This is a genomic window from Xanthomonas sacchari (assembly GCF_024266585.1).
Lineage (GTDB): Bacteria > Pseudomonadota > Gammaproteobacteria > Xanthomonadales > Xanthomonadaceae > Xanthomonas_A > Xanthomonas_A sacchari_C.
Window position 1 is genome coordinate 4,771,372 of record NZ_CP100647.1, and the last position, 22,962, is coordinate 4,794,333.

The 22,962-nt window shown below is 70.8% G+C and carries 19 protein-coding genes; 13 read left to right on the top strand and 6 right to left on the bottom strand.

The genetic code is table 11. The features are described 5' to 3' along the window. Positions 1-290: 290 nt before the first annotated feature. From NKJ47_RS20180 to NKJ47_RS20205, 6 genes are read left to right on the top strand one after another with little or no spacing between them, the layout of a single operon-like run. The gene (locus NKJ47_RS20180; protein ID WP_254459489.1) at positions 291-3,122 is read left to right on the top strand and encodes a monovalent cation/H+ antiporter subunit A; all 2,832 of its coding nucleotides are present in this window, start codon (positions 291-293) and stop codon (positions 3,120-3,122) included. Further along, positions 3,122-3,487 (top strand): Na+/H+ antiporter subunit C, encoded by a 366-nt coding sequence (locus NKJ47_RS20185; RefSeq protein ID WP_010341385.1) that lies wholly within the window; start codon positions 3,122-3,124, stop codon positions 3,485-3,487. The genes NKJ47_RS20180 and NKJ47_RS20185 overlap by 1 nt, the downstream gene beginning before the upstream one ends. Continuing rightward, entirely contained in the window at positions 3,484-5,046 is a 1,563-nt protein-coding gene (locus tag NKJ47_RS20190) for a monovalent cation/H+ antiporter subunit D (RefSeq protein WP_254459490.1), read from the top strand. Before NKJ47_RS20185 ends, NKJ47_RS20190 begins: the two co-directional genes overlap by 4 nt. Position 5,047: 1 nt before the next feature. Then, complete coding sequence (locus NKJ47_RS20195) at positions 5,048-5,551, top strand: Na+/H+ antiporter subunit E (RefSeq protein WP_254459491.1); 504 nt, start codon at positions 5,048-5,050, stop codon at positions 5,549-5,551. Continuing rightward, on the top strand, positions 5,548-5,832 hold the full coding sequence (locus tag NKJ47_RS20200) for a K+/H+ antiporter subunit F (protein WP_017908201.1): 285 nt from the start codon (positions 5,548-5,550) through the stop codon (positions 5,830-5,832). The genes NKJ47_RS20195 and NKJ47_RS20200 overlap by 4 nt, the downstream gene beginning before the upstream one ends. Beyond that, the gene (locus NKJ47_RS20205) at positions 5,829-6,200 is read left to right on the top strand and encodes a Na+/H+ antiporter subunit G (RefSeq protein ID WP_254459492.1); all 372 of its coding nucleotides are present in this window, start codon (positions 5,829-5,831) and stop codon (positions 6,198-6,200) included. The genes NKJ47_RS20200 and NKJ47_RS20205 overlap by 4 nt, the downstream gene beginning before the upstream one ends. A 95-nt stretch (positions 6,201-6,295) precedes the next feature. On the opposite strand, the gene NKJ47_RS20210 is transcribed toward NKJ47_RS20205, so the two are convergent. Beyond that, positions 6,296-7,246 carry a calcium/sodium antiporter gene (locus tag NKJ47_RS20210; RefSeq protein WP_254459493.1) on the bottom strand — a complete coding sequence of 317 codons (951 nt, stop codon included), beginning with the start codon at positions 7,244-7,246 and terminating at the stop codon, positions 6,296-6,298. A gap of 207 nt (positions 7,247-7,453) precedes the next feature. Here NKJ47_RS20210 and NKJ47_RS20215 point away from each other — a divergent pair, with 207 nt between their 5' ends. The 3 genes from NKJ47_RS20215 to fhuE all read left to right on the top strand — a co-directional run bounded on the left by NKJ47_RS20215 (position 7,454) and on the right by fhuE (position 11,650). Beyond that, complete coding sequence (locus NKJ47_RS20215) at positions 7,454-8,551, top strand: catalase family peroxidase (RefSeq protein WP_254459494.1); 1,098 nt, start codon at positions 7,454-7,456, stop codon at positions 8,549-8,551. Continuing rightward, positions 8,548-9,114, top strand: coding sequence for a cytochrome b (locus NKJ47_RS20220; RefSeq protein ID WP_254459495.1), 567 nt, complete (start codon positions 8,548-8,550; stop codon positions 9,112-9,114). The genes NKJ47_RS20215 and NKJ47_RS20220 overlap by 4 nt, the downstream gene beginning before the upstream one ends. 370 nt (positions 9,115-9,484) lie before the next feature. Next, positions 9,485-11,650, top strand: a complete 2,166-nt coding sequence (gene fhuE / locus NKJ47_RS20225) for a ferric-rhodotorulic acid/ferric-coprogen receptor FhuE (protein ID WP_254459496.1) — start codon at positions 9,485-9,487, stop codon at positions 11,648-11,650. A 70-nt stretch (positions 11,651-11,720) separates the two neighbouring features. On the opposite strand, the gene NKJ47_RS20230 is transcribed toward fhuE, so the two are convergent. From NKJ47_RS20230 to NKJ47_RS20250, 5 genes are all read right to left on the bottom strand, one after another. Beyond that, on the bottom strand, positions 11,721-13,412 hold the full coding sequence (locus NKJ47_RS20230; RefSeq protein WP_254459497.1) for a diguanylate cyclase: 1,692 nt from the start codon (positions 13,410-13,412) through the stop codon (positions 11,721-11,723). A gap of 103 nt (positions 13,413-13,515) precedes the next feature. Beyond that, positions 13,516-14,118, bottom strand: coding sequence for a response regulator transcription factor (locus tag NKJ47_RS20235; RefSeq protein WP_254459498.1), 603 nt, complete (start codon positions 14,116-14,118; stop codon positions 13,516-13,518). 51 nt (positions 14,119-14,169) lie between these two features. Beyond that, positions 14,170-15,369, bottom strand: a complete 1,200-nt coding sequence (locus NKJ47_RS20240; RefSeq protein WP_254459499.1) for a sensor histidine kinase — start codon at positions 15,367-15,369, stop codon at positions 14,170-14,172. Between the two features lie 100 nt (positions 15,370-15,469). Then, entirely contained in the window at positions 15,470-16,258 is a 789-nt protein-coding gene (locus tag NKJ47_RS20245; RefSeq protein ID WP_254459500.1) for an ABC transporter permease, read from the bottom strand. Further along, positions 16,255-17,157: an ABC transporter ATP-binding protein gene (locus NKJ47_RS20250; protein ID WP_254459501.1), complete on the bottom strand. Its 903-nt coding sequence runs from the start codon at positions 17,155-17,157 to the stop codon at positions 16,255-16,257. Before NKJ47_RS20250 ends, NKJ47_RS20245 begins: the two co-directional genes overlap by 4 nt. A gap of 250 nt (positions 17,158-17,407) precedes the next feature. On the opposite strand from NKJ47_RS20250, the gene NKJ47_RS20255 reads away from it, so the two are divergent. From NKJ47_RS20255 to NKJ47_RS20270, 4 genes are all read left to right on the top strand, one after another. Then, positions 17,408-18,652 (top strand): efflux RND transporter periplasmic adaptor subunit, encoded by a 1,245-nt coding sequence (locus NKJ47_RS20255; protein ID WP_254459502.1) that lies wholly within the window; start codon positions 17,408-17,410, stop codon positions 18,650-18,652. A 1,040-nt stretch (positions 18,653-19,692) separates the two neighbouring features. Beyond that, positions 19,693-20,382: an ABC transporter ATP-binding protein gene (locus NKJ47_RS20260; RefSeq protein ID WP_048489272.1), complete on the top strand. Its 690-nt coding sequence runs from the start codon at positions 19,693-19,695 to the stop codon at positions 20,380-20,382. A gap of 13 nt (positions 20,383-20,395) precedes the next feature. Next, positions 20,396-21,553 (top strand): ABC transporter permease, encoded by a 1,158-nt coding sequence (locus tag NKJ47_RS20265; protein ID WP_254459503.1) that lies wholly within the window; start codon positions 20,396-20,398, stop codon positions 21,551-21,553. Between the two features lie 64 nt (positions 21,554-21,617). Beyond that, positions 21,618-22,928 carry an ABC transporter permease gene (locus NKJ47_RS20270; RefSeq protein WP_254459504.1) on the top strand — a complete coding sequence of 437 codons (1,311 nt, stop codon included), beginning with the start codon at positions 21,618-21,620 and terminating at the stop codon, positions 22,926-22,928. Positions 22,929-22,962: the final 34 nt, after the last annotated feature.

Consider the following 22,962-nt stretch of genomic DNA (forward strand, 5'->3'; position numbering starts at 1 on the left):
TGCGCACCGGGGACCTCGCCCATGCCACACGCAGCCTTGTCCACATCGAGGACGAGGCGCATCTGCGCACCAGCGCGCGCCCGCACAGGGTGATGAGGGCGCCAAACGCAGGCGCACGCCACGCCGCGCCGACGTTCGCCATCTCCCCTCCCACGCGCACTCGCAAGCGCATCACCCGCCCGCCGCTACGCTGTCGCCATGACCGTGCACGCCTCTCGTTTCCGCGCCGGCCACCGCCGTGACGCGCCTGTTACACTCGGGCTCCTGCTCGCGAATCTCGTATTCCCTGCATGATTCCCGCCCTCGACATCCTGCTGGCCTTGCCGTTCCTGATGGCGGCGGCCGTGGTGGCCCTGCGCCACCGCTCGCGCGCCACCCTGGCCTGGGCGGCGGCGCTGGCGCCGTTGGCGGGATTGGCGGTGTTGGGCGCGCTGACGCCGACGGTGCTCGAAGGCGGCATCGTCCGCGCCGACCACGCCTGGCTGCCGCAGATCGGCCTGCAGTTCTCGCTGCGCCTGGACGGGCTGGCCTGGATGTTCGCCGGCCTGGTGCTGGCGATCGGCGCGCTGGTGGTGATGTACGCGCACTACTACCTGAGTCCGCGCGAGAACGCCGCGCGCTTCTATGCCTATCTGCTGCTGTTCATGGGCGCGATGCTGGGCATGGTGATCGCCGGCAACCTGTTGCTGCTGATGGTGTTCTGGGAGCTGACCAGCATCAGTTCGTTCCTGCTGATCGGCTTCTGGTCGCACCGCCAGGATGCGCGCGACGGCGCGCGCATGGCGCTGGTGATCACCGGCGGCGGCGGCCTGGCGCTGCTTGGCGGCGTGCTGCTGCTGGGGCGCATCGTCGGCAGCTACCAGCTCGACGCGGTGCTCGCCGCCGGCGACGCGATCCGCGCCAGTGCGCTGTATCCCTGGGCGCTGGGGCTGATCCTGCTCGGCATCTTCACCAAGAGCGCGCAGTTCCCGTTCCATTTCTGGCTGCCGCACGCGATGGCCGCACCCACCCCGGTGTCGGCCTACCTGCACTCGGCGACGATGGTGAAGGCCGGCGTGTTCCTGCTGGCGCGGCTGCATCCGGCGCTGGCCGGCAGCGACCTGTTCTTCTACACGGTCAGCGGCATCGGTGCGATCACCCTGCTCACCGGCGCCTGGTTCGCGATCTTCCAGCACGACCTCAAGGGCCTGCTGGCGTATTCGACGATCTCGCACCTGGGCCTGATCACCATGCTGTTCGGGCTGTCCACGCCGATGGCGGTGGTGGCCGGGGTGTTCCACATCCTCAACCACGCGGTGTTCAAGGCCTCGCTGTTCATGGCCGCCGGCATCATCGACCACGAGACCCATACCCGCGACATGCGCCGGCTCGGCAACCTGCGCCGCTGGATGCCGGTGACCAGCGCGCTGGCGATCACCGCCTCGCTGTCGATGGCCGGCATCCCGCTGCTCAACGGCTTCCTGTCCAAGGAGATGTTCTTCGCCGAGGCGCTGGGCGCCGACGGCCCGGCGGCGATGCGGATCTTCACCGCCACCTCGGCGTTGCTGGCCGGCGTGTTCGGCGTGGCCTACAGCCTGCGCTTCGTCTACGAGACGTTCTTCGGCAAAGGCCCGCGCGACCTGCAGACGATGCCGCACGAGCCGCCGCGCTGGATGAAGATTCCGGTGGAGATCCTGGTACTGGTGTGCGTGGCGGTCGGCATCGTGCCGGCGCTGACCGTGGCGCCGGTGCTGCGCAGCGCCGCCGGCGCGATCCTCGGTAACGCCCTGCCCGACTACAGCCTGGCCATCTGGCATGGCTGGAACGCGCCGCTGGCGATGAGCATCGCTGGCGTGGTCGGCGGCGTGGCGCTGTATTTCGGCCTGCGCCGGCTGACCGCGCTGTACACCGAAGTGCGGCGGTCGCTGGGCAAGCGCGTGTTCCACTGGCATGTGCAGACCCTGTTCGGCGTGGCCACGCGCTTCACCCGCGCGCTCACCAACGGCAGCCTGCAGCGCAGCCTGCGCTGGCTGGTGCTGGCCGCGGTGGTGGTGGTGGCCGCGCCGCTGCTGCAGGCGCCGCCGCTGTGGCAGCAGTGGCCGGCGCCGCAGGGCATGCCGCTGCTGGGCTGGGGCCTGTGGCTGCTGATCCTCAGTTGCGCGTTGTCCACGCTGTTCCTGTACCGGCAGCGGCTGCTGGCGGTGCTGGTGCTGGGCGGCAGCGGGCTGGGCGTGAGCCTGGTGTTCGTGTTCCTGTCGGCGCCGGACCTGGCGCTGACCCAGTTGCTGGTGGAAATGGTCACCCTGGTGCTGATGCTGCTGGGCATGAACTACCTGCCCAAGGCCTCGCCGCCGGAACCGCGGCGCTGGCGCCGCTGGCGCGATGCGACGCTGGCGATCGTCGCCGGTGGCGGCATGGCGCTGCTGGCGTATTCGGTGATGACCCGGCCGGCGACGACGATGGCCGGCGAGCTGCTGCAGCGCGCGCTGCCGGAGGCCTACGGCCGCAACGTGGTCAACGTGATCCTGGTGGACTTCCGCGGCTTCGATACCTTCGGCGAGATCACCGTGTTCGGCATCGCCGCGCTGGTGGTGCACGCGCTGCTGCGGCGCGCGCGGATGGCGCCGGAGAAGGTGATGCCGGGGCCGCCGATCAAGCTGCCGGTGCCGGCCGACCTGGCGCAGCTGATGTTCCCGCTGACCCTGACCGTGTCGATCTTCCTGTTCCTGCGCGGGCACAACGCGCCCGGCGGCGGCTTCATCGCCGGGCTGGTGCTGGCGGTGCCGCTGCTGATGCAGTACGTGATCCAGGGTGCGGCCTCGGTGGAGTCGCGCTTCGGCTTCGACTACATCCGCTGCATCGGCCTGGGCCTGCTGCTGGCCACGTTCGGCGGCATGACCTCGATGCTGTTCGGGGTGCCGTTCCTGACCAGCGGCCATCTCGACCTGGAACTGCCGCTGATCGGCAGCGTGCCGCTGGCCAGCGCGCTGGGCTTCGATACCGGCGTGTACCTGGTGGTGTTCGGCGGCACCATGCTGACCCTGTCGATGATGGGCACGATCAAGCCCTCGCGCACCCGCGACTCGCAGCGCGGGCAGATCGACCCGACGCGGCGTTCGGCCATCACCGGGGAGATGCCCTGATGGAACTGGCACTGGCGAGCGCGATCGGGGTGCTGACCGCGGTGGGCGTGTACCTGCTGCTGCGCGCGCGCAGCTTCGACGTGATCCTGGGCATGACCGTGCTGTCCTACGCCACCAACCTGCTGATCTTCGCCGGCGGCCGGCTGGTGCAGGGCAAGGCGCCGGTGCTGCGCGACGGCATCGCCCCGACCCTGGCCGAGCACGCCGACCCGCTGCCGCAGGCGCTGGTGCTGACCGCGATCGTGATTGCCTTCGCGATGACCGCAGTGAGCATCGTGCTGGCGATGCGCAGCCGCGGCGACAACCACAGCGACCACGTCGATGCGCGCCCGGACCCGGGCGACGGCGAAGGCGAGGCGCCATGACCCATCTGCTGATCCTGCCGATCCTGATCCCGCTGCTCGGCGCGGCGCTGTCGCTGTTCGTCGAGCACCGCCGCTACGGCCGCCAGGTGCGCCGCGCGGTGGCCTGGACCGCGATGGCGGTGCTGGCCGCGGTGGTGCTGGCGCTGTGCGTGCAGGTGAACGACGGCCAGGTCCACGTCTACCTGCTCGGCGACTGGCCCTCGCGGCTGGGCATCGTGCTGATGGCCGACCGCCTGTCGGCGTGGATGCTGGCCACCACCACCCTGCTCGCCGGCGCCTGCCTGCTGCACGCCTGCGCCGGCTGGGACCGGCGTGCGCCGCATTTCCATGCGCTGTTCCAGTTCCAGCTGGTCGGCCTCAACGGCGCGTTCCTGACCGGCGACGTGTTCAACCTGTTCGTGTTCTTCGAGGTGATGCTGATCGCCTCCTACGGCCTGTTGCTCAGCGGCGGGCGCGGCCTGCGCCTGCGCGTGGGCTTCCACTACGTGGTGTTCAACGTCACCTCCTCCACCGTGTTCCTGATCGCGCTGGGCCTGCTGTACGGGTTGCTCGGCTCGCTGAACATGGCCGAGCTGTCGCAGCGCGTGGCGCAGGCGCCGCCGCAGAACGTGCCACTGATCAAGGCCGCGTTCGGCTTGTTGCTGCTGGTGTTCTGCGCCAAGGCCGCGCTGCTGCCGCTGTACCTGTGGCTGCCGGAGACCTATGCGCGCGCGCCGGCGGCGGTGGCGGCGCTGTTCGTGATCATGACCAAGGTCGGCCTGTACGCGGTGCTGCGGGTGAGCACGCTGATCCTCGGCAGCCAGGCGCAGGCGCTGGACGGCTACGGCCGCGACTGGCTGTTGTGGCTGGGCCTGGCGACGCTGCTGCTGGCCGCGCTGGGGGTGCTGGCGGCGGTGCGCCTGCGGGTGCTGATCGGCTACCTGGTGATCGTGTCGGCGGCGACGCTGTTCGTGGCCTTCGCGCTGGACGCGCCGGGCACGCTCGGCGCCGGGCTGTACTACCTGGCGCACAGCAGCTTCGTCGCCGCGGCGCTGTTCCTGATCGCCGACCTGATCCGGCGCCGCCGCGGCGGCGCCAGCGACCGCAAGGAGATCATCGCGCCACTGCCGGGCAAGACCGTGCCCGGCGTGCTGTTCCTGATCGCGGCGATCTCGGTGGCCGGGCTGCCGCCGCTGTCCGGCTTCCTGGCCAAGGTGGCGATCCTCAGCGCGACGCCGGCCGGGCTGACCGCACCGGTGTGGGCGGCGGTGCTGCTCAGCAGCCTGATGGTGATCATGGGCCTGACCCGCGGCGGCGTGCGCCTGTTCTGGCGCGTGCCCGGCGACCAGGACACGGCCGAGGACGGCACCGTGGAGGTGACGCGCCCGGCGCCGCGCAAGGCGCCGGCGCGGCCGCTGGAAACCGCCGCCACCGTGCTGCTGCTCGGCTACGGCGTGGCGATGACCGTGGCCGCCGGGCCGCTGCTGCGCTACAGCGAGGCCGCCGCCGCGCAACTGCTGCGCCCGGCCGACTACACCACCCAACTGCGCGCCACCGCGCCGATCCTGCGGGAGCCCTGACATGTCCGCCCGTCCCTGGTCGCGCCGCCTGTTCCCGTCCTGGCCGCTGAGCCTGACCGTCATCGCGTTCTGGCTGCTGATGAGCGACAGCTTCAGTCTCGGCCAGTTGCTGCTGGGCGCGGTGCTGGGCGTGGCGGTGCCGCTGTTCGCCGCGCGCCTGGACCGCGAGTTCGCGCGCATCGGCTCGCTGCGCTCGGTGCCGAAGATGCTGTGCGTGGCGGCGTGGGACATCGTGCGCTCCAACGTGGTGGTGGCGCTGCAGGTGCTGGGGCCGGAGAAACGGATCCACCCCGGCTTCATCTGGGTGCCGCTGGACATCGCCAACATCCACGGCATCGCCGCGCTGACCAGCATGATCACCCTGACCCCGGGCACGGTGTCGGCGGCGCTGTCGGACGACCGCAAGTACCTGCTGGTGCACGTGCTGCACCTGGACGACGCCGAGACCGTGATCCGGCAGATCAAGACGCGCTACGAGGCGCCGTTGATGGAGATCTTCCCATGACCAGCCACATGTTCATCGAGACCACGATCGTCGTGTGCATGCACGTGGTGGCGCTGGCGATGCTGCTGGCGCTGTGGCGGCTGCTGCGCGGGCCGACCGTGCCCGACCGCATCCTGGCGCTGGACACGCTGTCGGTGACCGCGATCGCCGAACTGATGCTGTTCGGCATGTACCTCGATTCGCCGGTGTACTTCGAGGCGGCGCTGATCATCGCCATGCTCGGTTTCGGCAGCACCGTGGTGCTGAGCAAGTTCGTGCTGCGCCGGGACATCGTCGAATGATCGGCGTGCTGCAGGTCGGGCTGTCGCTGCTGCTGATCGTCGGCTGCTTCTTCATCCTGATCGGCGCGCTGGGGCTGGTGAAGCTGTCGGACTTCTTCAAGCGCCTGCACGCGCCGACCAAGGCCAGCACCCTGGGCGTGGGCTGCGTGCTGCTGGCTTCGGTCGGCTACCACCTGTTCCTGGGCCAGGATCCGCAGCCGCGCGAATTGCTGATCACCGCGTTCCTGTTCATCACCGCGCCGATCAGCGCGCACATGATGGCCAAGGCGGCGCTGTCGCTGATGCTGGAACAACGCCCGCAGGTGCCCGGCAGCGACCACGCCGACCAGGAAGGCCTGCCGCCGCCGGAGCAACCGGAGGAGCGCTGAGCGCCAGCTTTCCGCAGGAGCGGCTTCAGCCGCTCCTACGACCGAGACCAGCCGCTTTTTCGAATCCCCAATCCCGAATCCCGAATCCCAGCCACTCAAGCCACCAACGCCAGCTCCAGCCCCACCCACGCCAGGAACGCCACCAGCAGCACCGCCCCTTCGCCGCGGCTCAACCGCATGTCCCCGCGCAGCATCGGGTACAGCACCACCGCCAGCGCGATCGCCGCCGGCAGTTCCAGGCGCACGAACGAGGCCGGCAACGGCAGCGGCCGCAGCGCCGCCATGCCGCCGATCACCACCAGCAGGTTGAACAGGCTCGAGCCCAGCACGTGGCCGACCACCATGTCGCCCTGGCCACGGCGGGCGGCGGCCACCGCGGCGGCCGCTTCCGGTAGCGCGGTGCCGATCGCCACCGGCAGCAGGCCCACCAGCAGCGGCGACAGGCCCCAGGCCGCGCCCAGCCGTGGCGCGTGTTCCACCACCAGGTAGGCGCCGGCGTTCAACAGCACGAGGGCGATCAGCAGGCGCAGCAGGTTCAGCGCCAACCCGGTGCGGGTCACCGCGTAGCCGGACACGCCGAGCTGGCGCGCGGCCGGCTCGTGACGCGCGCGCAGCAGCAGGAACGCGACCACGCCGACGAAGGCCAGCAGCAGCACCATGCCTTCGACGCGCGAGATCGCGCCATCCAGGCCGAAGCCGATCAGCGCCAGCGTCGCCAGGGTCAGCACTACCAGCAGCGGCGGCAGCAGGCGCGTGCGCAGCAGCAACGGCGCCGCCAGCGCGGCCAGGCCCAGGGTCAGGCCGAGATTGGCCAGGTTGCTGCCGACCGCGTTGCCCAGCGCCAGGTCCTGCGCGCCGGTCGCGTAGGCGCGCGCATTGACCGCCAGTTCCGGCAGCGAGGTGCCGAAGGCCACCAGCAGCAGCCCGGCCACGAACGGCGAGGCGCCGCAACGCTGCGCCAGGCCGGAGGCCGCCTTCACGATCGAGTCCCCGCCCAGCGCCAGCAACGCCAGCCCCAACACCACCCAACCGATCACACCTGCCATCGCCGATGTCCCTGCCCGCCAAATGCGGCGATTCTATGCGTAGCGCCGATGACGCCGCCGTGGTGATGCCCGCCCGCCATGGCCCGCTGCGGTGGCCGGCCGCGCGCGGGCCGACACCACTGCACTGCGTTCATGCCCGAACGTGTCTGCTAGCGCCTGCCACGCGCCAGACCGTGTTCCTCCCGCCGCCGCCACAGGAGCCGCCCCATGTCCCGACCCGATCCCACGCCGCCGCGCCGGCGGCCCTGGCTGCCGCTGGCCGGCATCGCCGCGATCGCCGCCGTGCTCGCCGCCGCCTTCGCCTGGAGCGCCGGCTGGCTGGGCGGCCCGCAACGGCTGACCGCGCAGCGCATGACCGACGCCATCGAAGCCGGCGGTCCGCCGCATCCGGGCTTCCGCCGCGCGCACAGCAAGGGCGTGTGCGTCAGCGGCCATTTCGAGGGCAACGGCCAGGGCAGCGCGCTGTCCTCGGCGCGGGTGTTCGCGCAGGCCTCGGTGCCGGTGCTGGGCCGCCTGTCGATCGGCGGCGGCGACCCGCACGGCGCCGACGGCGCCGCCCGCGTGCGCAGCATGGCGCTGCAGTTGCGCAGCGACGATGGCCAGGAATGGCGCACGGCGATGAACAGCTTCCCGTTCTTCGTGGTCGCCAGCCCCGAGGGCTTCATGGCGCAGACGCTGGCCGCGCGGCCGGATCCGGCCACCGGCAAACCGGACCCGGCGAAGATGGCCGCGTTCCTGCAGCGCTACCCGGAAGCGAAGAAGTTCCAGGAGTGGGCCAAGACCGCGCCATGGTCGGACAGCTGGGCCAACACCCAGTACAACGGCGTCAACGCGTTCCGCTTCACCGCCGCCGACGGCAGCACGCATGCGGTGCGCTGGTCGATGCGCCCGCAGACCCCGTTCGCGCCGCTGTCGGCCGAGCAGCGCGCCAAGGCCGACGCCGATTTCCTCAGCGAGGACCTGCAGGCGCGGCTGGCGCGCGGCCCGCTGCGCTGGGACCTGGTGCTGACCGTGGCCGCGCCCGGCGACCCGGTCGACGACCCGTCGCAGCCGTGGCCGCAGGATCGGCGCCAGGTGGTCGCCGGCACCCTGGTGCTGGACCATGCCGAACCGCAGGCCACCGGCCCCTGCCGCGACCTCAACTACGATCCGCTGATCCTGCCGCACGGCATCGCCGGCTCCGACGACCCGATCCTGGCCGCGCGCTCGGCGGTGTACTCGCAGTCCTTCAACCGCCGCGAGCACGAGATCGCCCGCGGCCAGGCGCCCGACGCCACCGGCACGCCGCACGGAAGTGCGCAATGAACCGCAACGACCGCTCCGCGCACTTCAACCTGCTCGCACGCGTGCTGCACTGGCTGATGGCGGCGATGATCCTGACCATGCTGTTCGTCGGCGTGGGCATGGTCGCCTCGGTGTCGCAGCGGCCCTGGCTGCTGGACCTGCACCGCCCGCTGGGCATCGCGATCCTGCTGCTGGTGCTGGTGCGCCTGGGCAACCGCCTGCGGCACCGGCCGCCGCCGCTGCCGGCCGACCTGCCGCGCTGGCAGCAGGCCGCCGCGCACGCCTCGCACTGGCTGCTGTACGCGCTGATGCTGGCGATGCCGCTGCTGGGCTGGTCGATGCTCTCGGCCGGCGGCTACCCGATCGTGCTGTGGCCCGGCCTGCAGTTGCCGCCGATCGCCCCGCACAGCCCGGTGCTGTACGCCTGGCTGCGCAGCGCGCACGGCTGGCTGGCCTACCTGCTGTTCGCCACGGTGCTGGCGCACCTGTGCGCGGCCCTGTTCCACGCCTGGGTGCGCCGCGACGGCGTGTTCTCGAGCATGGCACGCGGCCCCGCGGCGGACGCGCGCCGCGAGCAGGCGTAGTCCCGCAGCGACGCGTCGGCGCGGCACGCACGGGCGCCACGCGCGCTGGCCCCGCCACGCGCACATCCGCCGGGCGGTGTCGCCCCGCATCCGGGCCGCGCCAGGGCGTTTGTGTCGGTGCCGCCATGGCCGCGGCCCCGCGCCGCCGTTACACTGGGCGGCGGACGGGCGCGCTCGTCCGTCCCCGTTCTTCCGCGCAGCGTCTGCTCCCCAGGGAATCCGGCGCCGCGACCGCGCCAGCCAGCGCCGTTGTTCCGCAGCCCGCCACGCCGGCTGCCGGTCCCGCGCGCCAAGCCAGCTCACCATCCGATCGTCGTCCGGCGCTGCGTCAGCGCCGGCGATGGCCATGCCTGCTGCCTTGGAGTCCGCGATGCACCGTGTTGCCCCCACCTGCCGTTTCCCGCGCCGTTCGGCCCTGGCCGTGGCCTGCCTGCTGGCCGCGCTGCCGGCGTTCGCCGCGACAGCGGCCACGGCCGCGGCCGACAGCGTCGACGACACCGAGCGCGACGTCACCACTCTCGACAAGATCAGCGTCAAGGGCGAGCGCGCCGAAGGCTACAGCGTGCGCAAGACCAGCGCCGGCACCCGCTTCGAGCTGGCGCCGCGGGAGATTCCGCAGTCGGTGAGCATCATCAGCCACCAGCGCATCGAAGATCAGGGCCTGGACGACATCATCGACGTGCTGGAGAACACCACCGGCGTGTCCAGCACGCGTTCGGACAGCGAACGCTTCGAGTTCTACGCACGCGGCTTCTACATCGACAACTACCAGTTCGACGGCATCCCCACCACGATGGTGCAGAACTGGAGCTACGGCGATTCGGCGCTGGACCTGGCCCTGTACGACCGCGTGGAAGTGGTGCGCGGCGCCACCGGCCTGCTGACCGGCGCCGGCAACCCGTCGGCCTCGGTCAACCTGATCCGCAAGCACGCCGACAGCGCCGAGCTGACCGGCAGCGTCACGGTCAGCGCCGGCAGTTGGGGCCGCACCCGCTCCACGGTCGACGTCACCACCCCGCTCAACGCCAGCGGCACGGTGCGCGCCCGGGTGATCGGCAGCTACCTGGACACCGATTCGTACGTGCAGCGCTACAGCCAGCGCAAGTGGCTGGGTTATGCGGTGATCGATGCCGACCTGACCCCGGACACGCAGCTGAGCGTGGGCTACGACTACCAGAACAAGCACTCCGGCGGGGTCACCTGGGGCGGCTTCCCGCTGTGGTATGCCGACGGCAGCCGCACCGACTACCCGCGCTGGTTCAACCCGGCGGCGGACTGGACGTTCTGGGACACCACCAGCAAGCGCGCCTTCGCCACCCTGCAGCATGCCTTCGGCAATGGCTGGCAGCTCAAGCTCAACGCCACCCACGACCAGACCGACGTCACCGACAAGCTGTTCTACCCGTACTACACGATCTACGGCTTCGACCGGCAGACCGGCGCCGGCGTGGTGCCGTACTCGGGTTACTACATCACCGGGCGCAAGGTCGACGGCCTGGACGCCTACGCCGAAGGCCCGTTCCAGCTGGGCGGGCGCGAACACGAACTGATGGCCGGCGTCAGCTACAACCGCCGCCGCTACGTGAACACCGGCGCCTTCGACTTCCCCGGGCCGCTGCCCAGCTACCTGAACTGGACCGGCGCGTATCCGGAGCCGGCCTGGTCGCCGATCAGCGAGTTCAGCCGCGGCACCGTCACCCAGAAGGCCGGCTATGCGGCGCTGCGGCTGTCGCTGGCCGATCCGCTGAAGCTGATCCTGGGCGCGCGCTACACCGACTGGAAGGTGGACGGCAGCGAGAGCGGGGTGGGCTACGTGCTGCACCAGGAGAAGACCACGCCCTATGCCGGCCTGGTGTACACGCTCGACGACGTCTGGTCGGTCTACGCCAGCTACACCGACATCTTCCAGCCGCAGACCGCGCGCACCGCCAGCGGCACCTACCTGGACCCGGTGATCGGCAAGAGCTACGAGGCCGGGGTCAAGGGCGCCTGGTTCGACGACCGCCTCAACGCCGCGCTGTCGGTGTTCCGCATCGACCAGGACAACGTCGCCCAGGCCACCGCCGGCTTCGTGCAGGGCACCACCGAGACCGCCTACGTCGCCGCGCAAGGCACGGTCAGCCGCGGCGTGGAGTTCGAGCTCAACGGCGAGCTGGCGCCGGGCTGGAACGCCACCTTCGGCGCCTCGCGCTACGTCGCCAAGGACGCCGCCGGCGCGGACATCAACAGCCAGCTGCCACAGACCACGCTCAAGCTCTACAGCAGCTACACCCCGCGCAGCCTCAGCGAGCTGACCTTCGGCGGCGGCGTCAACTGGCAGAACCGCATCTACTATGTCGATGCCACCTACGGCCGCTTCGAACAGAGCGGCTACGCGCTGGTCAGCGCCTTCGCCCGCTACCGCCTGTCGCCGGCGTTCTCGGTGCAGCTCAACCTCAACAACCTGCTGGACAAGCGCTACTACGCGCAGATCTACGGCTACGGCGCCTGGGGCGAGCCGCGCAACGGCACGCTGAGCTTCAGCTGGTCGTTCTGAGCAGGCGCTCCGCGCCCGGGCGCATGCCGCGAGCGCGGCGCGGCATGCGCGACGACGGAGATGACCCGGCCTAGGCCCCGGCCACGCGCAGCGGCACGTCGCCGGCGGCGGCGACCCGGTTGCGGCCGCCGCGTTTGCCGCGGTACAGCGCCGCATCGGCGCAGCGCAACAGGTCCTCGGTGCTGCGGCCGTGGTCCGGATAGGCGGCCACGCCGATCGACACGGTCACCGCCGGCAGCGCCTGCCCCTGGTGCTGCACCTGCAGCGCCGCCACCGCGGCGCGGATCTGTTCGGCGCGGCGCCGCGCCACGTCGGCGGCGGCGCCAGGCAGGATCACCGTGAACTCCTCGCCGCCGTAGCGGCAGGCGATGTCTTCCGGCCGCACCAGTCCGGCCAGCGACTGCCCGAACGCCGTCAGCAAGGCATCGCCGGCGGCATGGCCGAAGCGGTCGTTGAGCATCTTGAAGTGGTCCAGGTCCAGCATCATCAGCGCCAGCGGCTGGTCGCGGCGCTCGCAACGCGCCAGTTCGCGCAGCAGCGATTCCTCCAGGTAGCGGCGGTTGTACAGCCCGGTCAACGGATCGCGGATCGACTGCGTGCGCAGGCGCTGGCGCAACTGCAGGTTGTGCAGCGCCATCGCCAGCTGTTCGGCCACCACCTCGACCAGGTGCAGGCGTTCGAGCACGGTCGGGTCGCGACTGGAGAGGTGGATCAGGCCCAACGGCTCGTCCTGCACCAGCATCGGCACGCAGGTGCCGTGCCGCGCCGCGCCGGCGGCATGCGCGCAGGCCGGCGCCTCGCCGGGCCGCTGCACCTGGGTGACGCGGCGGCGCAGGCCTTCGCAGCCGCTCAGCGACAGCGACGGCACGCACACCGCCTCCTCGCCCCAGTGCGCCACGCAGACCGCCTGTTCGCCGGCCGCGTCGGTGCAGTACACGCTGCAGCCGGTATCGCCGAGCAAGCGTTCCAGCGCCTGCCGCGCGACCTCCACCGCCTCGTCCTGCTGCACGCAGCTCTGCAGTCCGCGGCTGCAACGGTTGAGCGTCCGCAGGTCCTGCTCGGTGCGCTGCATCTGCTGCACCGTGCCCACCAGCAGCGCATTGGCCTGGTGGCCGCGCTGCTCGGCCTGGCTGCGGCGGCCGATCTCCCGGCGCAGCAGCAGGTACAGGCACAGGGTCAGCGCGCAGACCGCGGGAATGCCGACCACGGCCAGCCTGCGCAGCAGGTCGGCGTTGGCGGCGGTGGCGCGGGCGCTGCTGGCCAGCGCCGCGCGCTCGCTGCGCACCATGGTGTCGGTGTTGCGCCGGATCGCCTGCGACATCTCGCGGCCGCGGCGCGCGCGCTCGGGGTCCGGCGTGAGCGTGCCCGCCCCCTTGCCCTGGAAGCGGGCCACCGCGCGCGCGCTGTCGCGCATGCGCGTCTGGATCTGGACCTGGACCTCCTGCAGCCGCCGCTGCTGGGCAGGATTGCCCTGCAGCAGCGCGGCCAGGTGCTGCAGCCGCGGCGGCAGCGCGCGCTGGCAGGCCTGGAAGTCGGCCAGGTGCTCGCGGCTGTCCAGCAGCAGGACGCCGCGCAGGGAGGCATCGCAGTCGGCGAGGTTGAGCTGCAGGCCGTTGATCTCGGCGATGACCTGGTGGCTGCGCTGCACCGCGGTGGCGGCGGCGAGGAAGCGCTCGCTGCCCACCAGCACGCCGCCACTGATGCCCAGCAGCAGCAGCAAGGCCAGCGGCACGCCATAGCGGTTGATCGTGGTGGAGGGCATGGCGTCGACGTGTGGGAGGGAAGAAGACCGTGCGCGCCACCAACTGCGCTGCGCAGTCAAGCGCAGGAGACCTTGCAAGTTCCGGACCGAACGGCGCGCCGGTTCACAGCCAGCCCTTCTGCCGCGCCAGCCGCGCCGCCTCGATGCGGTTGCCGACGCCCAGCTTGCCGATCGCTTCGGACAGGTAATTGCGCACCGTGCCCGACGACAGCCCCAACTGCGCGGCGATGTCGCCGGCCGAGGCGCCCTCGCCGGCCAGGCGCAGCACCTGGCGCTCGCGGTCGTTGAGCGGGTCGGCCTCGGACCAGGCCTCCAGCGCCAGTTCCGGATCGATCGCGCGGCCGCCGCGGTGCACCTGGCGGATCGCCTCGATCAGCCGCTGCGGCGGCGCGTCCTTGAGCAGGTAGCCGCCGACCCCGGCGTCCAGCGCGCGCCGCAGGAAGCCGGGGCGGGCGAAGGTGGTGACGATGATGACGCGCACCGGCAACTGCTGGCGCTGGATACGCTGGGCCAGTTCCAGGCCGCTGAGGCCGGGCATCTCGATGTCGGTGACCAGCAGGTCCGGCGCATGCGCCTGCAGCGCGCGCCAGGCGGCCTCGCCGTCGGCCGCGCTGGCGACCACGTCCAGATCCGCTTCCAGGCCCAGCAGTGCGCCCAGCGCCCCGCGCACCATCGCCTGGTCCTCCGCCAGCACTAAACGAATCACGGCGCCCCCCGGTCCTTTGGGCACATTGTAGTGCCCGGCCCGCGCCCGCGCTCAGCCGAGCGCGGCGTCCCGGTCCGCCGGGGCCGGCACCCGCGCCGCCGGGGCGGCCTCCGGCATCGCCGCCTCGACCCGCGGCAGCGGCGCGGCGGCGACCAGGCAGGTGCCCAGGCCGCGCTCGGAGGCGATGCGCAGGCTGCCGCCCACCGCCTCCAGCCGCTCGCGCATGCTGCTCAGCCCGGTGCCCGGCTGCAGCGCCCCGCCGCGGCCGTCGTCGCGCAGCTCCAGCAGCGCCTGGCCGCGCTCGCACCACAGCCGCAGCTGCGCGTTGCGGGCACGCGCGTGGCGCTGGATGTTGGTGGCGGCCTCGCGCAGCACCAGCGCGAACACCGTCTCCAGCTGCGGGCACGGCGGCAACGCCTCGACCTGATAACGGAAGGTGACCCCCGACGATTCCAGCAGCAGCTTGGCCGCGGCGATCTCCGCCGCCAGTTGCGCGGCGCGGATGCCGCTGACCGCGCGCCGCACCTGGCTCAGCGCCTCGCGCGCAACCTGCCCCACCTCCTCCATCTCGCGCTGCGCCGCGGCGGCGTCGTGGGCGAGCAGGCGCGTGGCCAGGTCCGACTTCAGCGCCACCAGCGACAGGGTGTGGCCGAGCAGGTCGTGCAGGTCGCGGCCGATGCGCTCGCGCTCGGCCACCGCCGCCAGGCGCCGCACTTCCTCGTGGCTCAGGCGCAACCGCGCCTCGCCGCGCACACGACGCTCGAAACTGATGTTCATCAGCCCCACCGACAGGCCGACCACCACCGCGCTGACCATGTACAGCGGCGACCAGCCGCGCATCGTCCAGGCCAATGCGAACGAGGCCAGCACCAGCAGCATCGCCGCCACCGCCCGCACCGGCTCGAAGCAGAACGCCAGGAACGCGCAGGCATAGATGATGTAGCACTGCGCACCCGGGTTGTACGGCAGCACCACGAACGCCAGCGCCGTCATGCCGGCCACGCACCACGGCAGGTAGCGCCGGTGGCGGTAGTAGGCCACGTAGTACAAGGCCAGGAACATCAGATAGCTGGCCAGCGTCGGCGGGAACCAGTTGCGGAAGTAGTACGGTTCGTACAGCGGGGTGACGAACAGCCAGATCGACCACACCAGCGACAGCCACACGAACCAGTGGGTGCTGGGCTTGGCGGAGGTCCAGCCGATGCGGCGGGCGATCAGCGAGTCGGGCGAGGCGTGCAACAAGGCAATCACGTCGGGCTCCCAGGGCGGCACGGCCGCCGCGGCGCATAGCTTAGCGAAGGCGGCGGCGCGCGGAACCGCGCGGCGGCGCCGGGATCGGCACGGTACGCCATCAGCCGCGCCGCAGGCGCCGCTGCGCCAGTGCGTAGCACACCACCGTCACCGCCAGCAGCGCGGCGACATGGCCGGCGGCGCTGCCGTGTCCGTCGCCCTGCCCGACCACGCGCAGCGCAAGCTGACCGAGGTGGTAGGACGGCCACAGCGGCGCCAGCGTGGTCAGCCATGCCGGCAGCAGTTGCAACGGAATCCACAGCCCGGACAGGAACGCCATCGGCAGGTAGATCAGGTTGACCAGCGCCGGCGCACCGCTGCCGCCGGCATAGGCGCCCAGCGCCAGCCCGATCGCGCAGAACGGCAGCGTGCCCAGCACGTCCACCAGCAGCAGCCAGAGCCGCTGGCCCGGGGCCAGCGCGACCCCGCCGAGCAACGCCGCCAGCGCCTGCAGCAGCACCCCGATCGCCAGCGCGAACGCCATCGCCAGGGCGGTCCGCGCCAGCAGCAGCGCCAGCGGCGGCACCGGCATCGCCCGCTTGAGCGCCAGCAGGCCGCGCTCGCGGTCCAGGGCCAGGCCGACGCCGAACCCGAACAGCGCCGGCGCCATCACCCCGAACACGCTGTAGCTGGCCATCAGGTACACCGCCGCGTCGTGGCGCCCATGATTGAGCAGCACGCCGAACAACAGGTAGAACAGCGGCGGAAACAGCAGCGTGGGCAAGGCGAACGACGGCGTGCGCAGCCAGCGCAGCACCTCGTAGCGGATCTCGCGCAGCAGCAGCGCGAGCTGGTCGCGCAACGACCAGGCGGCCGCCGGCGAGGCAACGGAAAGATCGATCGGGTTCATGCGGCCTCCGCACGGGTGATGGCGAGAAAGGCATCGGCCAGGCCGGCGCGGCGGACTTCCAGCGCCGTCAGCGCCGGATCGCTGGCGAGCAGGCGCGCCACCACCGGCTCGGCCGGCTCGGCGACCACCTCCAGCACGCCGTCGCGGCTGTCGGCGCGGCGCACCTGCGGCCACTGCGCCACCTGCGCCGCCGGCAGCGCGCTGCGGCAGCGGATCGTGCATTGCTCGAAGCGCGCGCGCAGTTCGGCGACGCCGCCCTCGGCGATCAGCGTGCCGCGCTGCAGCACCGCCACCCGGTCGGCCAGCGCCTCGGCCTCTTCCAGATAGTGCGTGGTCAGCAGCACCGCGCAGCCGTCGGCGACCAGTTCGCGGATCCCGCGCCACAGGCCCTGCCGCGCCTCGATGTCCAGGCCGGTGCTGGGCTCGTCCAGGAACAGCGCCCGCGGCCGCCCGCAGATCGCCATCGCGAACTGCACGCGTCGCTGCTGGCCGCCGGACAGTTGGCCGTAGCGGCGCGCCATCAACCCGTCCAGACCGGCCAGCGCCACGCAGTCGGCGACGCTGCGCGGCTGCGGGTAGTAGCCGCGCGCCTGCAACAGCAGTTCGCCCACGCGCAGCGTCTCCGGCAGCCCGGCGGTCTGCAGCATCGCCCCGGCCTGGCGGCGCGCCGCCAGCGACCGCGGATCCTGCCCGCACAGGCGCGCGCTGCCGGCGTCGGGCGTCTGCAGCCCGAGCAGCAGGCCCACCGCGGTGCTCTTGCCGGCGCCGTTGGCGCCCAGCAGCGCCAGCACCTGGCCGCGGCGCAACTGCAGGTCGACGCCGTCGAGCGCGACCAGCGCGCCGTAGCGCTTGTGGACGCCGCTGAGCTGCGCCAGCGGCAACGCATCGTGATCGTGCATGGGACATTCCGGTGGTGGCGGGGAGTGCCTAGGCTGCGCCGCAGCGCGGCCATCGCCCAGTGCGGCGCGTCAACTGCAGCGGATGACATCTGTCACTGGCAGCCCCCGCACGATTGCCGCATGCTGCGGTCCACGCCGAGGGGCGGCGTTCTCCCGCTACAGCGCATCGCAGAAAGTGACTTCCGGCCATGCCCACCGCGACCGGGTACTCGCACACTGCAGCGCGCCGACCGTTTCGTTCAAGGACACGATGAGTACTTCCTCCGACCTGCTCAAGGAACTCCGTATCGACCGCAAGGCGCCGCCGAGCGAGCCGCCGTCGCGGCGCGGGCTGTGGATCGCCGTGGTGCTGCTGGTGCTGCTCGCCCTGGGCGCCGGCGCCTGGCTGCTGTTCGGCCGCAGCAAGCCGCTGGAGGTGCGCACCGCCGCGGTGGTGGCGATCGCCCCCGGCAGCAGCAGCGCCTCGGTGCTGGACGCCAGCGGTTATGTGGTGGCGCGGCGCATGGCCACGGTCTCGGCCAAGATCACCGGCAAGGTCCGCGAGGTGCGCATCGAGGAAGGCATGCGCGTCGAGCAGGGCCAGGTGATGGCGACGCTGGACCCGATCGATGCCAACGCGCAGCGGGTGCTGTCGGCCTCGCAACTGGAGGCGGCGCGCAGCCTGGTCGCCAACATGCAGGCGCAGGTGCGCCAGGCCGACGCCGATGCGCAGCGGCTGCAGACCCTGGTCGGCCAGCAACTGGTCTCGCGTTCGCAGTACGAGCAGGCGGTGGCGCAGCGCGACGCGCTGCGCGCGCAGCTGCAGAACGCGCAGCGCAACGTGGCGGTGGCCGGCAACCAGCTGTCGATCTCCGACCTCAACGTCGACAACACCATCGTGCGCGCGCCGTTCTCCGGCGTGGTCACCGCCAAGGCGGCGCAGCCGGGCGAGATCGTCTCACCGCTGTCGGCCGGCGGCGGTTTCACCCGCACCGGCATCGGCACCATCGTCGACATGGATTCGCTGGAGATCGAGGTTGAGGTGGGCGAGTCCTACATCGGCCGGGTCAAGCCGGGCATGCCGGTGGAAGCGGTGCTCAACGCGTATCCGGACTGGAAGATCCCGGCCGAGGTGATCGCGATCATTCCCTCCGCCGATCGCGGCAAGGCGACGGTGAAGGTGCGGGTGGCGCTGAAACAGAAGGACGCGCGGATCGTGCCGGAGATGGGGGTGCGGGTCAGTTTCCTGGAGGCGCCGCAGCCGCAGGCGCAGAACACGCCGCAGGGCGTGCGGGTGCCGGGCGCGGCGATCGTCAAGCGCGACGGCCAGGACGTGGCGTTCGCGGTGCAGGAGGACAACACGGTGGCGCAGCGCGCGCTGAAGACCGGCATCGCCCTGGGCGACGACCGCCAGGTGCTGTCCGGCCTGGCTGCGGGCGACACGGTGGTGCTGGATCCGCCGGAGACCTTGCATGCGGGCATGCAGGTGAAGACGGCGGAGGCGGCCGCGCAGTAGCGCGACGCACGATGGGTGCTGCGCATTGCGCCGGTGTTTCCACGTCGCACTTGCCGGTAGTCGGTTTTTCCAGCTGCGCCCCCACCGTAGCCACATTGCTCTAGCTCTAGCTCTAGTTGCAGTTGCAGTTGCAGTTGTTATTCCAGTGTTTGTGCTTCTGCTTCAGCGGCTTCCTCGGTTCAGTAGCCATGAGGAACGAATTCCCGAAGGGCGCTGTTGCCTCTGCTTTTTGCAGTTGCTTTTGCTTTTGCTTTTGCAGTTGCAGTTGCTGTTGCTGTTGCTCTACCGGGTTCCCTTCCGCAGCGGCGGATGGACCGGGGAAAAACCCGAAGGGCGGCGCACATGGATGTGCGCCGTTCGCGGCAGGGGCAGGATGCCCCTTCCGCGAATCCCCGGTGCATCCGCGGACCCGGAGCGCGCAGCGCGGAGGGCGCAAGGCAGGGCGCGCTTTCTTTTGGTTACTTTTCTTTGCGCGAGCAAAGAAAAGTAACTCGCCCGTTAGGGCGAAAGCCTTTGCTGTTGCTTGAAGTTTGCGTGTCAGACGAGAAGGTCTGTAGGAGCGGCTTCAGCCGCGCCCCACATGATCGGTAATGCATGTCGCGGCTGAAGCCGCTCCTACGATCTAGCGATCGCCACCGCAACAGCAAGAGCAAGAGCAAGAGCAAAGCTTTCGCCTGACGGCGAGTTACTTTTCTTTGCTTGTGCAAAGAAAAGTAACCAAAAGAAAGCACACCCTGCCTACGCGCCCTCCGCGCTACGCGCTCCGGGTCCGCGTCCAGCACGGGGATCCGCGGAAGGGGCATCCTGCCCCTGCCGCGGACGGCGCACATCCATGTGCGCCGCCCCTTCGGGGTTTTTCCCCGCACTGGCCGCCGCTTCGGAAGGGAACCCAGTAAATCAAAAGCAAGAACAACCGCAACGGCAGAAGCAACAGCAACAGCAACAACTGCACCGAAACTGCACCACATCCGCAACGGTAATCCCCTCGCCGCCAGCGGCGACACATCGCCTCCACCTCGTCCACCGCCAGGAACACCACCATGTCCACCCTCGTCACCCTGCGCAACGTCACCAAGACCTACCAGCGCGGCCCCGAGAAAGTCCAGGTCCTGCATGGCATCGACCTGGACATCGCCCGCGGCGACTTCGTCGCCCTGATGGGCCCGTCCGGTTCCGGCAAGACCACTCTGCTCAACCTGATCGGCGGCCTGGACTCGCCCAGCGGCGGCGAGATCGAGATCGAAGGCCAGCGCATCGACCGCATGAGCGGCGGCCAGCTCGCCACCTGGCGCAGCCACCACGTCGGCTTCGTGTTCCAGTTCTACAACCTGATGCCGATGCTCACCGCGCAGAAGAACGTCGAACTGCCGCTGCTGCTGACCTCGCTCGGCGCCGCCCAGCGCAAGCGCAATGCCGAAATCGCCCTGACCCTGGTCGGCCTGGCCGACCGCCGCAATCACAAGCCCAGCGAACTGTCCGGCGGCCAGCAGCAGCGCGTGGCCATCGCCCGCGCCATCGTCTCCGACCCCACCTTCCTGATCTGCGACGAACCCACCGGCGACCTGGACCGGCGCTCGGCCGAGGACGTGCTGGGCCTGCTGCAGGAACTCAACCGCAGCCACGGCAAGACCATCGTCATGGTCACCCACGATCCCAAGGCCGCCGAGTACGCCACCCACACCGTGCACCTGGACAAGGGCGAGCTGGCCGACGCGCCGGCCGCGCACTGAGCGAGGCGATGCCATGAAGTATTTCTCGTTGATCTGGGCACAACTGTTCCGCAGCAAGACACGGACGCTGCTGACCCTGTTCTCGGTGATCGTCGCGTTCCTGCTGTTCGGCCTGCTCGACTCGGTGCGCGTGGCGTTCACCGCCGGCGGCTCGGTGGAAGGCGTCAACCGCCTGGTCGTGGCCTCGCGCCTGTCGATCACCCAGTCCCTGCCGGTGCGCCTGGAAGCGCAGATCCGCAACGTGCCCGGCGTGCGCGACGTGACCTATGCGATGTGGTTCGGCGGCATCTACAAGGACCCCAAGGACTTCTTCCCCAACTTCTCGGTCGCGCCGAACTTCTTCGACCTGTACAGCGAATACGTGGTGCCGCCGGAACAGCTCAAGGCGTTCCGCGAAACCCGCACCGGTGCGGCGGTGGGCGAGGCCTTGGCGAAGAAGAACGGCTGGAAGGTCGGCGACGTGATCCCGCTGCAGGCCACCATCTTCCCGCGTGGCGGCAGCAACGACTGGCCGCTGGAGCTGAAGGCGATCTTCCGCGCCAAGGACCGCGCCAACGTGCAGGCCGAGAACCAGTTGATGATGAACTGGAAGTACTTCGACGAGAGCAACGACTACATCAAGGGCCGGGTCAGCTGGTACACGGTGCGGCTGGACAACCCCGAGCATGCTTCGCGCGTGGCGCAGGCGATCGATGCGCTGTCGGCCAACTCCGACCACGAGACCAAGTCGCAGACCGAGTCGGCGTTCCAGCAGGCGTTCGTGAAGCAGTTCGCCGACATCGGCCTGATCGTCACCTCGATCATGGGCGCGGTGTTCTTCACCCTGGTGCTGCTGACCGGCAACACCATGGCGCAGGCGGTGCGCGAGCGCATCCCCGAGCTGGCCACGCTCAAGACCCTGGGCTTCCAGGACCGCACGGTGCTGACCCTGGTGATCGTGGAGTCGGTGCTGCTGATCGTGCTCGGCGGCCTGCTCGGCATGGCGCTGGCGTCGGTGGCGATCCCGGTGCTGGCCAGCGCCAGCCGCGGTGCGCTGCCGGTGCATGCGGTGCCGATGCAGACCTGGCTGATCGGCATCGCGCTGATGCTGGTCATCGGCCTGGTGGTCGGCCTGCTGCCGGCGCTGCGCGCGCAGCGGCTGAAGATCGTCGACGCCCTGGCCGGGCGCTGAGCCCGCCGCTTCTCTCCAGAACATCACGGCCACGGACGGCGACGCAGACCCGAGGAACAACGCAATGAAGATGCAATGGTTATGGAATGTCCTGGCGATCGCGGCGCTCGCGCTGTGCCTGGGCGTGTGGATCGCCCTGCCCTGGTTCCTGGTGCTGGCGCTGGTGGCGGTGATCGTCGTGCTGCTGCTGGTCACCCGCAGCGGCCGGCTGTCGCTGGCGGCCGCGCGCATCGGCATCGCCAGCCTGCCGCAGCGCTGGGGGGCCAGTTCGGTGATCGTGGTCGGCATCGCCGGCGTGGTCGGCGTGCTGGTGGCCATGCTGGCGATGGGCCAGGGCTTCCAGGCCACCCTGGACAGCACCGGCGACGACACCACCGCCATCGTCCTGCGCGGCGGCTCGCAGGCCGAGACCAACTCGGTCATCACCCGCGACCAGGTGCCGCTGATCGCCAGCCTGGCCGGCGTGGCGCGCGGCGCCGACAACCGCCCGCTGGTCTCGCCGGAACTGTCGCAGGTGGTGAACCTGCAGTCCAAGTCCGACGGCAGCGACGTCAACGCGCAGTTCCGCGGCGTCGGCGAGCAGGGCTGGGCGGTGCACGACAAGGTCAGGCTCGTGGAGGGCCGGCGCTTCAAACCCGGCCTGCGCGAGATCGTGGTCGGCAAGGGCGCGCAGTCGCAGTTCCGCGGCCTGCAGCTCGGCCAGACCCTGACCCTGGGCAACCAGGCCTGGACCGTGGTCGGCGTGTTCGCCAGCGGCGATGCCCACGACTCGGAGCTGTGGACCGACACCCAGACCCTGGCCACCACCTACAACCGCAGCGCCTACCAGTCGATCAGCGTGCGGACCCAGGGCCAGGACGGCTACCGCCAGTTCAAGGCGGCGATGGACGCCGACCCGCGGCTGAAGTTGGACGTGTTCACCACCCGCGAGTACTACCGCAAGCAGGGCGGCAACCTCAGCAAGGTGCTGGAGGTCCTCGGCACCTTCATCGGCACCATCATGGCGATCGGCGCGGTGTTCGGCGCGCTCAACACCATGTACGCCGCGGTCGCCACCCGCGCCCGCGAGATCGCCACGATGCGCGCGCTGGGGTTCCGCGGGCTGCCGGTGGTGGTGGCGGTGATGCTGGAGACCATGCTGCTGGCGCTGCTCGGCGGGGTGCTGGGCGGGCTGATCGCCTGGGCCATCTTCAACGGCTACAGCGTCTCCACCCTGGGCAGCAACTTCAGCCAGGTGGTGTTCCAGTTCAAGGTCTCCCCGCCGCTGCTGTGGACCGGGCTGAAGTGGGCGCTGGGCATCGGCCTGGTCGGCGGCCTGTTCCCGGCGCTGCGCGCGGCGCGGCTGCCGATCACCACCGCCCTGCGCGCGCTGTAGCACCGGCGCCACGGTGCCGGGCCGGAACCACCGG